10 protein-coding genes are annotated in these 12,784 nt (G+C 40.2%); 4 read left to right on the forward strand and 6 right to left on the reverse strand.

The window, feature by feature from the left end; translation table 11 throughout:
• Window positions 1-179 precede the first annotated feature (179 nt).
• Together QNI22_RS32395 and QNI22_RS32400 are read right to left on the reverse strand one after the other, a co-directional pair.
• Window positions 180-449 (reverse strand): GIY-YIG nuclease family protein, encoded by a 270-nt coding sequence (locus QNI22_RS32395; protein ID WP_314517469.1) that lies wholly within the window; start codon window positions 447-449, stop codon window positions 180-182.
• 370 nt (window positions 450-819) lie between these two features.
• Window positions 820-1,452: a SanA/YdcF family protein gene (locus QNI22_RS32400; protein ID WP_313983616.1), complete on the reverse strand. Its 633-nt coding sequence runs from the start codon at window positions 1,450-1,452 to the stop codon at window positions 820-822.
• 172 nt (window positions 1,453-1,624) lie between these two features.
• Between QNI22_RS32400 and QNI22_RS32405 the strand changes: the two genes are divergently transcribed.
• Window positions 1,625-2,302, forward strand: a complete 678-nt coding sequence (locus QNI22_RS32405; protein WP_314000255.1) for a porin family protein — start codon at window positions 1,625-1,627, stop codon at window positions 2,300-2,302.
• A 538-nt stretch (window positions 2,303-2,840) separates the two neighbouring features.
• Here the strand turns inward: QNI22_RS32405 and QNI22_RS32410 are convergent.
• On the reverse strand, window positions 2,841-4,310 hold the full coding sequence (locus tag QNI22_RS32410; RefSeq protein ID WP_314036954.1) for a sodium:solute symporter: 1,470 nt from the start codon (window positions 4,308-4,310) through the stop codon (window positions 2,841-2,843).
• Window positions 4,311-4,520: 210 nt separating this feature from the next.
• Here QNI22_RS32410 and QNI22_RS32415 point away from each other — a divergent pair, with 210 nt between their 5' ends.
• The gene (locus tag QNI22_RS32415; protein ID WP_313983609.1) at window positions 4,521-4,802 is read left to right on the forward strand and encodes an ATP-dependent Clp protease adaptor ClpS; all 282 of its coding nucleotides are present in this window, start codon (window positions 4,521-4,523) and stop codon (window positions 4,800-4,802) included.
• Between the two features lie 71 nt (window positions 4,803-4,873).
• Window positions 4,874-5,479: a recombination mediator RecR gene (recR, locus tag QNI22_RS32420; protein ID WP_314000251.1), complete on the forward strand. Its 606-nt coding sequence runs from the start codon at window positions 4,874-4,876 to the stop codon at window positions 5,477-5,479.
• A 400-nt stretch (window positions 5,480-5,879) separates the two neighbouring features.
• Here recR and QNI22_RS32425 read toward each other — a convergent pair whose 3' ends face one another.
• The 3 genes from QNI22_RS32425 to QNI22_RS32435 all read right to left on the reverse strand — a co-directional run bounded on the left by QNI22_RS32425 (window position 5,880) and on the right by QNI22_RS32435 (window position 10,135).
• Complete coding sequence (locus tag QNI22_RS32425) at window positions 5,880-6,923, reverse strand: hypothetical protein (RefSeq protein ID WP_314517474.1); 1,044 nt, start codon at window positions 6,921-6,923, stop codon at window positions 5,880-5,882.
• 283 nt (window positions 6,924-7,206) lie between these two features.
• On the reverse strand, window positions 7,207-8,703 hold the full coding sequence (locus tag QNI22_RS32430; protein ID WP_314517477.1) for a GAF domain-containing protein: 1,497 nt from the start codon (window positions 8,701-8,703) through the stop codon (window positions 7,207-7,209).
• Window positions 8,704-9,271: 568 nt separating this feature from the next.
• The gene (locus QNI22_RS32435) at window positions 9,272-10,135 is read right to left on the reverse strand and encodes a UDP-2,3-diacylglucosamine diphosphatase (RefSeq protein WP_313983598.1); all 864 of its coding nucleotides are present in this window, start codon (window positions 10,133-10,135) and stop codon (window positions 9,272-9,274) included.
• A gap of 336 nt (window positions 10,136-10,471) precedes the next feature.
• Between QNI22_RS32435 and QNI22_RS32440 the strand changes: the two genes are divergently transcribed.
• On the forward strand, window positions 10,472-12,742 hold the full coding sequence (locus QNI22_RS32440; protein WP_314517479.1) for a transglycosylase domain-containing protein: 2,271 nt from the start codon (window positions 10,472-10,474) through the stop codon (window positions 12,740-12,742).
• The last annotated feature ends 42 nt before the right edge of the window (window positions 12,743-12,784 follow it).

A 12,784-nucleotide genomic window follows, 5' to 3' on the forward strand; every position in this document is an offset into this window, starting at 1 on the left:
GACTTTCTTCTACTACTATAGATGGACCAAGAAAGAGGATATATGCAATCTTAACTATCAACTTTAAAAAACTTCTCGTTCTGAAAGAAAAATCTCCCGTCCTTCTCTCCCCTTTTGTCCTTCTGAAAGAAACTTGTGACAAATAGAGCCACGTTTCCGATTGGAGTTATCAGAAACTCTTAAAACCAGATAAAGTCCATTTTAGGATTCTCCTTTTGTATTAAAGTTACCTTTGTATTGTGATTCATTAACTTAATTTCACTTTCCCGACTAATCGCATCATGTATATTTTGAACGATTTCATAATAAAGTAATTTGTAGCAATAATACTTTCCAGCAAAGGACGCATTATTCCCTCTATTGGCACGATGCTCTGCCAGTCGTCTTTCCAAATCGTTTGTGACACCTGTATATAAGGTTGTCTTACCAGGATTTGTTATGATATACACATAATAGGACATAGTAACCTGTCTATACAGTGTGTGTATCCTTTGTAACCTTTATTTCTTATTTTGAAGTCTAATTTATTTTCTTCCAATCGGAAACAAGGCACTATTTGTCACAAGTTTCTTTCAAGAGGACAGGGAGAGTGTTTTTTCTTTATGTAAAAATCACTCTTTAAGAAAAGATATGGGACAAGATAAGGGAAAGGGAAGATTCTTTCAGAAAGGCAGGAAAGAACACTCCTTGCAGAAAGGCAGTTCAGAGACATGATTTTTCCAGAGAGATAGACTAGAAAGAGAAGGACAGCCAAATATGAATTAGATCCTTATTCATGAAAAAAGTAAGGAACAAGATCAGTGATACACTTTCCAAATCTTACCCAATCTTTACCCGCTCGCCCAGAAAGTGAGGTTCTTTGTTCAGGTATAGGTCTATGAATACTTTCACACGTGCCAGCCATTCGCGGGTATGGGTTTTATAGCCATTTGCACCCTTAATGTCTCGGGCATTGTAGGCAACAGCGTCCACACCTTTGTGTCTGGCCAGGAAAACAGCCCGTTGGTTATGAAAAGGTTGTGAGATAACTGTAAATGACTCCTGTCCGAATATTTCTTTGGCCCGTACAACCGAATCAAGCGTCCGGAAACCGGCATAATCCAGATAAATGCGGTTTTCAGGTACTCCCAACTTCACCAGTGCATCTTTCATATCCCGTGGCTCATTGTAGTTTTTTGAGCTATTATCTCCACTCACCAGCAGATAGTCGACCTTCTTGTTTTTAAACAAGCTATAGGCAGCCTGAATCCTGTAGCTAAAATAAGGATTAGCCTGTCCGCTTGCCAGCTTTTCGGAGGTTCCCAGTACCAGCCCTACCCTATGGTGGGGTATAGCCTGTACATCTGTATACAAATAGGATTTCGTTTCGCGCGTAATAGTCCAGTTGCACACAAGAGTCACTCCAGCTAAAAAGACCAGAATCAAAACAACAAAGGTCAGTTTTCTTTTCATGTCCGGGAAAGTTAAAAAACGCCTTCAAGATAAAAAAAGAGTTTACTGTATCCAACTGATTTGACCAGATCCGGTACACGGTAAAAATATATGCCATCCCCAAATTACTTTGGCACGGGTTTCGCATTGAGTGTGCTTAGTAAAACATACTGCTTCACAAGCTACTATAACTATGAAAAAAATTCTTTTCTCTTTTATTGCCTTTTTAGGCGTATTCGTATGTACCTATGCCCAGGTTGAAGTTCGGTATGGAATTCGTGGGGGTATGAACCTTTCAAGCTGGCAAGGTGAAACTATGCAAAGTATCAGTGATCTGTTAGGCGCAACCGATGGTGCGGTTACTACACAGTCCCGTGTGGGATTCCATGCCGGTGGCTATGCAGCCATTAAACTCAGCGACTACTTCACACTTGAACCCGGCCTTCAGTACTCTCTCAAAGGCACCGAGCTAACAGGTAGACTCAATGGAAATTCTCAGGTAATCGATTTCCTGAATGTCAACACCACTTTCCGGGTGCAATCGCACTACATTGAGATGCCGATCTTAGCCAAAGTATATCTGGCAGAAGGATTTCATTTGTTTGCAGGTCCGCAGGTAAGTTACCTCGTCGACAATAAGGTACACGTGAGAGCTAGCGTGCTAGGTATATCGGCCTTTAACCGTACGCTGGATATTAACAACGGATTTCAGAAATGGGATTTCAGTGGTGTGGCAGGTATAGGCTATCGCTTCGTGAATGGGGTAAATATCATGGCTGCCTACGATTATGGATTCCAGCGCCTGGATGAAAACAAACGCTTTAATACTTATAACCGTACTATAAAATTTTCGATTGGATATGAATTCTGATACACATTCTGAGCAGAAGTGTTAGATTAATTACATATTGACATCGGTCATACCGAATGTTGGATGTGAGTAAACCCAAGCCTATGCTTTTGAAAAGTATGGGCTTGGGTTTATTTTTTATAAATCTCTCTTTCTGCGTTGATTTATTGTCCCGATCATTATTCTTCCACTAACCTGTTCATTTTTTGCTTGCTGATATCTAGAGTCGGTTGATAGTCCAGAACCTATCTTTTTCATAGGCTTCTTTCTTCGTTGTTTGCTCTATCTACATTTGTTTATTGTCTCTTACCTCACTCTTCTTGTAGCTTCTTCATTTTTTGCTTGCCCAAAAAACGAAGCAAAAAAGGGCACTTTTCTCCGATCCTTCCCCCCGCAAGGCCAAAGGCCAACCTCGCGGAGAAAAGATTGCCAACGCACCTACACCACCTTACACGATTGAAGTTTCCTTTGCTCTCTTTGTAACATTTGTTGTTACTTTCTCAATGACATTCTTTTATCAAAATTTGGGATAATTCTTGTATTTTTTGATTCTATCAATCTACCCATAGGTAGCTCCTGCTGACTTTTTCTGTGAAAGCAGTAATAAGCCCAAAAACGTTAATACGCCGTTTAGGATCAGTAACTCAAAGCCGAACTTGTAGCCGTTCAGCCAGGTGTTGGCGTTGGTATTGATGATATAACACAGAATAGGTGACAGAATACATACTACAGGAACAAAGCGATCTTTTACAGAAAGTTTGGTCAGCAACCCAAAAGAGAACAAACCCAGCAAAGGCCCATATGTGTAACCAGCTACCGTGAATACAGCCTTTACCACACTTTGGTCATTAATGGCTTTAAAAATCAGGATCACAATCAGCAGCGCAATAGACATACACAAATGCACAATCGTTTTCAGCCGTTTCCGCTTCTCTTCCGGACGGTTTTCAAAATCCAGAAAGTCGATACAGAATGATGTAGTTAACGAAGCCAGAGCAGAGTCGGCACTGGCATAGGATGAAGCGGTAATGCCTAGCAAAAAGAATACGCCTGCTACAATGCCAAACTTGTTTAATTTTAGCAATAAGGTAGGATACAGATCATCAGTATGGGCTGGAATAGGAATGTTTTGCTGATTGGAGTAGATATATAGTAATGCCCCCAGTGTCAGAAACAGGATATTCACAAACAGGAAGACAGTACTGAATGTATACATATTCTTCTGGGCATCCTGCAAGTTCCGACAAGTCAGGTTTTTCTGCATCAGATCCTGGTCCAGTCCAAACATAGCCACAGTGGTAAATAATCCGGCAAAGAACTGCTTGTAGAAGAACTTGTTACTCTTGGGATCATCAAAAAAGAATGCTTTTGAATAATCACTAGCCCTTACCGTATCAATCAATCCACCCAGAGACAACCCCAATGCTTCACTGATCAGATACACACTCAGCAGCAAAGCGGCAATTAAGAACGTTGTTTGAAAGGCATCCGTCCACAGAATCGTTTTAATTCCACCTTTGGAAGTAATCAGCCAGATAAGAGCAATGGTAATCAGCACATTGACAGCGAAAGGCACATTCCATTCATCGAATAGCGCCAGTTGCAATACGGAGGCCGTAAGAAATAACCGAAAGGCAGCTCCGATGGTCCGGGAAACCAGAAACGCCGCAGCTCCCGATTTATACGACCAGAAACCCAGTCTCTTTTGCAGGTAGGTATAAATTGAAACCAGATTCATCCGGTAATAGACAGGCATAAGCACCAATGCCACAACCATATAGCCTGCTACGTTTCCCAGGATAAACTGAAGATAGGAAAACTGTGAGTTACCTACCTCCCCCGGAACGGATATAAACGTGACACCAGAGATAGCTGTTCCAATCATACTGTACGCCACCAGATACCAGGGCGAGCTTTTTCCCGCAGTAAAAAAAGTATGTGTGGTAGCCCCCCGGCTGGTGATGTAGGAGATTAAAATCAATACACCAAAGTAAATAAGAAGAATGGTTAAAACTAAGTAGGGATTCATGGGTTAAGCCAAAAATATAATCGACTGATTTTTAATACATTGACACTTTTCATTTACTACAAAGTGTATTCTTTTTTCTAGGAAAAACGCAGTTAAATTGGATATTTTTTCATAAATTTGCTAACTAATCTTTATAGACATTCTCCTTTGAAATTCAGTAAAGAAAGATAATAATTTTATTCTAAACAGATTTTTCTTTCATAAAGCAGTATGCAAACGTTATTTGATACAGAAGTAGAAGTACTGGAAGAGGACGTCGCAGTAGAACAGGAACAATGGGCACTTGTGGTATTCAATGATGATGTCAATACCTTTGAGCATGTGATTCAAGCCTTGATTGAGGTTTGTAAACACACTCCTGAGCAGGCAGAACAATGTACCTGGATCATTCATTTTAAAGGCAAATGCACTGTTAAGAATGGCTCCTTCGACGAACTTGCTTCTATGCGAAACTCTATCTGTAATCGGGGTATCTCAGCAGAAGTACTCTAGTAAATTACAAACCACGATTTATACATTGTAGCTATGTGAATGTATGGATCTGAAAATCTGAAAAACAGTAGATGAACTACCCATCCAAATTGATAGAGAACGCTGTCAATGAAGTCTCTAAGTTACCAGGTATTGGAAAAAAAACTGCTTTACGTCTTGTTCTGCATTTGTTGAAACGAGAAGAAGAAACCACGCTGGCTCTGGCAGAATCGCTAACCCAGCTACGCACCCAGATCAAATATTGCAGAAATTGCCACAATATCTCTGATGCAGACGTATGTGCCATTTGCGCCAATGCCATGAGAGATCGGTCTATTATCTGTGTGGTGGAAGATACCCGTGATGTATTGGCGATTGAGAATACATCTCAGTACAAAGGACTGTATCACGTGCTGGGTGGCATTATCTCTCCGATTGAAGGGGTAGGTCCGAATGATCTTCATATTGACTCGCTGATCCGCAGAATCCCTGACTCAGATGTTAAAGAAGTGATTCTTGCCCTGAGTCCTACTATGGAAGGAGATACAACAGCCTTTTACCTAACGAAAAAGCTAAAACCTTTTGATCTGAAGATAAGTACTATCGCCAGAGGTATTCCAATAGGTGGCGAACTGGAGTATGCAGATGAGATTACGCTGGGTCGTAGTATTATGACTCGTGTAGCCTATGAAAGTTAAGAGGATCTTCCTGCTATAAAACAAAACGGGTTACTGATAAAGTCGAAGATCTAAAATCATAAAAATAACAGAGCCTACATCTTTCTTATAAGTGTAGGCTCTGTTTTGTTTTACTTGCTTATTAACTTCTTTTTCTTAAATTCCCTTGCATCACTCTACTTACCTCTATAGATCTTTCTTCCTTCATTTCTTTATAAACTCTTTCATGATTCTACTTGTGGCATCCTACTTTTTTGCTTGTCCAAAAAAGTAGGCCAAAAAGGACACTTTTCTCCGATCCTTCTGCCCGCAAGGCCAAAGGCCAACCTGGCGGAGAAAAGATTGCCTACGCACCTACACTGCCTCTCACGATTGAAGTCGTCTTTGCTCTCTTTGTAGCGTAGTTGACATTACTTCTGATTTAAGCCGCATGTTGTATCTGCGATTTTTCTGTCTTCTTTAATAAGGGTTCTATCTTTTGTGTCAGACGATCTTTCACAAATCCTTTACTGATATAGTCAGGCAATTGATTCACAATCATCTCATAGGTTTCCAGACCTACTGCTTTAGCAATGTAACTTTCATGAATCAGATTCAGATAGCTGACAATCTCAAGCAAACATTGATGAAACAGACTAAAATCAATCTCAGCCTCTACGAAGCGTTCAATCTCCCGATGACGGGTTGATATTCTTAATCTTTCCAGCAAATCAAAATAGGTAGTATATCCCAATCGCCAGTTTATCTTCTGCCAGTGCTGAACTGTGAACTTATCCAGAATCTCCCCTTTCTTATTACGCAAAGCCGTCTGCGGATTGCTCTGCATCTGCTGACGAATGGCTCTGGCATATAGCTTTCGTGTAGTACGCAAAAACTGTCCAACCTGTGCCTGAGCTTCCATAGATTCGGTAGCTAGCTGCAAACCAGGCTTACGGGCGGCTAAAGGCAATCTGTGCACAATAAAGCTATCATAGGTTCCTGAGGCATAATAGGCTATCGGAAACGGATAATATCCTTTTACCACCAGCATTCCGGTTTCGCGTTTTATACGTTCATTGTTGTTCTGTACAATCCCAAAGGTTGACAGGAAAGCACGCAACCCAAATAATACACTATAATAAGCCTGAGGAAACGTCCAGTGTAACGCATTACGCAGGTACTGTTCATTCCCAAGCTCTGCCGTTGAACGCAAAGCATATTCTGTACTCCAGCAGTTTAGCAACAGCTTTTTAACTTCTTCTATAGTGGCTGTTGGTAAGGCTGGCTTGTAGTTTATAAATTGAGGCATTATATCCAAATCATAGGCATTTTCAGCATGTTGAATATGATAATGCATGCCAAAGAAGTGATTTAGAAACACTTGTGCGGGAATTGACTTTTTCCAAGTATCCTGCTCCTGTTCTTCCTGCTTGTCTATATCCTGAAAAAGAGATAAAGATTCAAGCATTTTCGTTTCGTTTTTCATAGTTCTCAATTAATAGCAGTGTTATATTATCTAGTTATAAATTTACAAAATATTTGGCATTTTACCAACAAATAAATCATAAAATATAACTCAAAATAATAGGTATTATATCGGATAGATATACATTTTATCTCCCCAAAACCAAACACTGCTACAATCAAATGAAAACCTGAAAATCAGCATGAAATCCACATATCACTATTATAAATATTATCAACCAAAACTATACAAACCCCTTATATTTCACTAAGTACGATTGTATGCTACCCAATCTCCGTAACTCCTAGTTCTCACTTTCCTGTAGCTCCAGCCTGGATAGTAATTCTTCATAGGCAATTTCAAGGGTTTTGACATGGGTTATGTCTCTGGAAAACACGTATATACCTCTTACTCTTTGCTCGGCAGTGAAGATAGGCCCAACAATATACTGGCGATAACAATCTTCACCCTGAACCACGCTTTTGGCTACAAAATCAAACTTCTCTCCTGCTAAAGCACGATCATACCGTTGCTTCCATTCATCTCTCACATTACCCAGATAGTCTAACGCATTGGCTCCTTCTTTGAAATCGCTGAATTGAGAGTTCGCATATCTCTGGCGAATGACATCATTCATCAGGGTAATACGGTAATTGGTATCCATAGCTGTCATTGAATCATCTGTGCAATTGATTACGGCCTGCAGATTGGATTCCTTGTGTGACAACTCGTTCTGCATTCGTTGCATTTCTTCCTGAGTGGCCGCCATCTCCTCCATATTCTGACGCATCTCTTCTTCCTGGGCCTTTAGAAACTCTGTTTGAAGACGGGTTTCTTCCAGTAAGCGTTTTGTTTGTTCACTTACTTTGGCAGAAACAATAGCAGAAGATATACTCTCAGCCAGCTTTTCGACAAACTCAATCTGATAGGGTTCAAAAGCCTGAAAGGATGCGATTTCGATTGCCCCTTCTACCTGATCATTGTTTTTTAAAGGAACCAGCAAAATGCATGTTGGATTAGCTTTACCCAAACCTGAAGTGATACTGATATAATCGGATGGAATATCTGTCAGAAAGATGGTATCTTTTTCCAGATACAGTTGTCCTACCAGCCCCTCTCCGATATCTATTCGCTTTTTCAGGTATTTTTTGCGTTCATAGGCATAGCTGCTGATTAGTTCAAAATGAATATCCTTCGTATCCTGCTCATTGACGATAAATAAACCTCCCTGATTGGCATTAAGATATTTGATAAGTGATGAAAGAACAGTATCAGCCAACTCCTGTCTATTTAATGTATGGTTACGGAGAATCTCTGAAAAATGAGCCAAGCCTTGTGTAGCCCAGTGTCTGCGACGGCTTTCTTCTTCTACCATTTTCATCTGGTTTTGCATACGAAGCAAAGCATCTACCAAACGATACTTGTTTTTATCTGCAGTGTAAGTATTGGTATCAAAGTTGCCAGCCTCAATGTTGGTAATAATCTGCTCTGAGACGTATAGTTCTTCCCGTAAGAAATCGATAGACTTTAACAACCCCATCAAATCTGTATGAATGCTCTTAAAGTGGAAAGTAGATATATGATTGCCTTTTACAATCTGATCAGTGACATAACCAAGTCCTTTTATGGGTTTTAATAACTGGCTATAAATCAACCAATAAAGACCTACCCCAAGTAAAGCAGCTATGATAAGTACAATTCCTCTTACAAAATACGATTCCTGAAATAGTAGAAATGCAACGAATGTTAGTGTCCCTGACAGTACAATGAATGTAAGCTTCAAAGGTAAGTCAAATGGCATAGTTTTCTTGGCCTGTTTCATATATACAGATAGTAAAATGGTTGAAACTTTTTCAAAATTACTAACTATATATGTTCACCAATCACCATTTTGCCACACAAAATTACACTGCTATAATTCTTTATTTTTTAGACTTTTATTTTGTATCAATGAGAAAATATTTTTGAAACAGCAATTATATTAGCCAAAAAACTATTTTTCGGACATATCTATAAAATATCAGGCATCCCAAGTGCTTTATCTCAATATCGATATCTTGTCTTTTATTAGGGGTAGAAAACAGGCTGAAATCTATATTGGTCCAAGAAATAATATAAATTTATATGTATCTATTTTACTAAATATAAAATATAGAACACAGCATAAATAAAGTACAACTAAAAAGCAAAAAGCCAGCCCTATCGGCTGGCTAAAAAAATGAGAATAATTCAGGTCTCAGGCTATCCCTGAAAGATCATTGTAAACAGTTATGTATTGTGTAAGTATTTCTTGCCTTTTGATAAAAAATCCAGGTAAAAAATCAAAGTAAGTATATTTATTAGCTTGTGGACCTTTCCCCATATTCATATTAACCTACCTGCTTAAGCACTCTCACCAGTTCTAACTGATCTTGTAAGGCTTTCAGGTCGGCAATTTCGTCGTCTTCCAGATCCGACAGATCCGCATCTTCCAGGTCGTGGCTCAGACCAGACTTAGAGGTTTCACTGTAGTATACCAGATTCCACTCTCCTGACTCATCTTCTGTCAATGCACTCAGTGATTCAACCCAGTCACCAGAGTTCATATAGACAATATCTCCATACTGCTTGATGGCAGGTTGGTGAATATGACCACAGATGATACCATCGCACTGTTTTACCTTTGCCAGCTCAGCCAGTTGCGTTTCAAAATCGGAGATATAGCTTACTGCTGATTTTACTTTCTGCTTTACTACCTGCGATAAAGAATAGTAAGGTAAACCACGATTTGTACGATAGTTATTATATAGCTTATTCACCCACAGCAAAAATGTATATCCAATATCCCCCAGTTGCGCAATCCACTTAAGTTGTGTAGTTACTGAATCAAAGATATCCCCATGAGTGATATAGAATCGTCGTCCATGTGATTTCAGTATGTAATCACGCTGGATAGAAAATCCACCTACCTTTACAGGCAGTATCTGATCCAAAAAATCATCATGATTACCTCTCAGGTAAATAACCTGTGTATTGTAATCTTCCATCATTTTCAGAATGGTCTTGAAGAAACGTGTATGCTTACGCTTCCAGGCGCCATATTTCTTTAGCTGCCAGCCATCTATAATGTCGCCATTAAGAATAAGCTTATCACAGGTATGCTGCTTCAGGAAGTTAGTTACCTGTTTGGCTTTAGAGCCAGATGTACCCAGATGGATATCTGAGATTACAATAGTTCTGAAATGTGTTTTCAATGCCTGATTTTTGCTGCAAAGTAAAACTTTTAGTATAACTTAAAAGTTACCAGATACTTATGAAATATTTAACTTTTTACCTGTATGATAGGGATTCGTTAAATCAATGTTAAGCCTCATTGTACAATCAAATAAGCTTGTCTTTTCTGACACTTAATAATTGGCAGAAACTGCTTACAGGGGAAGATTTCTCAAAATTTAGATCTTGAATAAAAAAAAGATAGTATTTTGGATCGCCGATTTAAAATTGTCGTTTAAATAGTCGTTTCTATTTAATTCCAAAATCTTTGGACCATCGTTCACTTTTATATCAAAAAGCTTCACTGATTACAAACTATGCAGATTCAAATTGAAAAAGGAAAGTATTATAAGTGGGTAGTAAGACTATGGATATTTTTCCTTGCCGGATTTCTACTATTTCTTCTCTATCTCTGGGCTGTCAGTAGTAACCTATTTGGATTGTTTGGCGAATTGCCCAGCTTTAAGTCTATTGAAAACCCCAAAAGCAGCCTTGCCTCTGTTGTATATGCTATAGACGGAACTACCTTGGGTTCCTATTACCGTGAGGAAAACAGGAACTCAGTTGACTACAACCAGCTTTCTCCTAATATTATCCATGCGTTGGTTGCCACTGAAGACGTTCGTTTTGAGCAACATTCAGGCATCGACTTTATTGGTGTTTCAGCCATTGTCCCCTATCTGGCCATTGGCAAACGCAGAGGTTCCAGTACCTTAACCCAACAGGTAGCCCGAAATCTTTTCCCATTGAGACGTGAAGAAATGCAGGGTGCTATTAACAACATTGTTATTGATAAAACCAAAGAATGGCTTACTGCCATACAACTGGAACGTAGCTATACCAAAGAGGAGATTCTAACCATGTACCTCAATACGGTTGACTTTGGTAGCCGGGCATTCGGAATCGAATCCGCTTCCCGAACCTTCTTCCAGACAACCTCATCAAAACTTACCATTCCTCAGGCTGCCATGCTGGTAGGGATGGTTAATAACCCGTCTTTCTTTAGTCCGGTTCGCCATCCGGAACGAGCATTACGTAAACGTAACTTTGTGCTCTCTAAAATAGCCGAACATGGCTTTATCACAGAAGCTCAGCTAGCCAAGTTCGCAGCAGAGCCATTGAATCTGAAATTCCGTCCGGAAAACTCAACCCGTGGACTTGCTACCTATTTCCGGGCTGAACTGGAAAAAGAACTGCGTCAGATTGCCCGTAAGCACGACAAAGATCTCTATACAGATGGATTACGCATCTATACAACGATTGATTCCCGTCTGCAACGGTATGCTGAAGAAGCGGTAACAGAGCAAATGAAAAAACAACAGGCAAAGTTTTTTGCCTACTGGAAAAAACGTAATCCATGGACTACCCCCGGAGGAGCAGAGATCAAAAACTATGTAGAGAATATAGCCTCCCGTATGCCACGCTTCCAGCAGTTACTGGACTATTACAATGGCAATGAAGATTCTGTATGGGCAGAATTACGTACGCCTGTTCGGATGAGTGTATTCTCATGGGAAGGAGACAAAGATACAGTAATGAGTTCCCTTGATTCCATTGCCTACCATAAGAAATTCCTGCAAACTGGCTTACTGGCTATCGAACCTAGCACAGGACAAGTCAGAGCGTGGGTAGGCGGAATAGACTTTCGCCACTTTCAGTATGACCATGTAAGACAGGGAAAACGCCAGCCTGGTTCTACCTTCAAGCCTATTCTTTATGCAGCTGCTATTGACAATGCCGGATACAAACCCTGTGATCGTGAATGGGACCGTACCATCACCATTGATGGTTGGACAGCCGACAACTATAGCCGTACGTTCAGTGATTCACTGGTAACCCTACGAAATGCGTTAGCCCGTTCGCTGAATACCATACCCGCACGCCTTACCCAGAAAGTCGGAGCTTCTATGATTGTTGAATATGCCAAACGTTTAGGTATAAAAAGTCCACTGAAACCCTATCCTGCACTTTGTCTGGGCACAGAATCAGTGAGTATGTATGAGTTGCTGAGTGCCTATGCAACCTTCCCAGCTGCCGGAGTATGGCACAAACCGCAATATCTGGTACGTATAGAAGATCGCAATGGCAATGTATTGGAAGAGTTCCACCCTCAGGAACAGGAAGTGATTGGCGAAGAGACAGCGTATCTGATGACATATATGTTGCGGGGCGGTGTAGAAGAGCAGGGTGGTTCGGCTCAGGCTATTCGCCAATACAAATTTTCTCATGGTAATGAAGTAGGAGCAAAAACCGGTACCACCCAAAACTATGCAGACGGATGGACAGTAGGCATTACGCAAGATCTGGCAGCAGCCGTATGGTTTGGAGGAGATGATATGAATATTCACTTCAGAGATGGTAGCGGAGCAGGTTCCAAGACAGCCTTGCCAATTTTTGCAACCTTTATGGAAAAGGCATTTTCAGATCCATCTGTAGGACTTCAGAAAAAACCGTTTACCAAGCCCAGAGTATTAAATACGGAACTGGATTGTCAGAAATATACGGAAGCCCTGCATCAGGTCGACTCAACCCAGTATCCTGTCAATACTGCCACACCAGATTCGTTGCTTAATCCATTATCCCAGTAAATTTTCAAACCGTCTGTGTTTATCTCTGATTTATAATCTGTA

The sequence above is a fragment of the Xanthocytophaga agilis genome (assembly GCF_030068605.1).
GTDB classification, from domain to species: domain Bacteria; phylum Bacteroidota; class Bacteroidia; order Cytophagales; family 172606-1; genus Xanthocytophaga; species Xanthocytophaga agilis.

What these genes read in the sequence shown, in the direction of transcription:
- QNI22_RS32400 (WP_313983616.1), bottom strand. Translation starts at nt 1,452, where the DNA reads ATGAAAAGAAAACTGACCTTTGTTGTTTTGATTCTGGTCTTTTTAGCT.
- QNI22_RS32405 (WP_314000255.1), top strand. Translation starts at nt 1,625, where the DNA reads ATGAAAAAAATTCTTTTCTCTTTTATTGCCTTTTTAGGCGTATTCGTA.
- QNI22_RS32410 (WP_314036954.1), bottom strand. Translation starts at nt 4,310, where the DNA reads ATGAATCCCTACTTAGTTTTAACCATTCTTCTTATTTACTTTGGTGTA.
- QNI22_RS32415 (WP_313983609.1), top strand. Translation starts at nt 4,521, where the DNA reads ATGCAAACGTTATTTGATACAGAAGTAGAAGTACTGGAAGAGGACGTC.
- recR (WP_314000251.1), top strand. Translation starts at nt 4,874, where the DNA reads ATGAACTACCCATCCAAATTGATAGAGAACGCTGTCAATGAAGTCTCT.
- QNI22_RS32425 (WP_314517474.1), bottom strand. Translation starts at nt 6,923, where the DNA reads ATGAAAAACGAAACGAAAATGCTTGAATCTTTATCTCTTTTTCAGGAT.
- QNI22_RS32430 (WP_314517477.1), bottom strand. Translation starts at nt 8,703, where the DNA reads ATGCCATTTGACTTACCTTTGAAGCTTACATTCATTGTACTGTCAGGG.
- QNI22_RS32440 (WP_314517479.1), top strand. Translation starts at nt 10,472, where the DNA reads ATGCAGATTCAAATTGAAAAAGGAAAGTATTATAAGTGGGTAGTAAGA.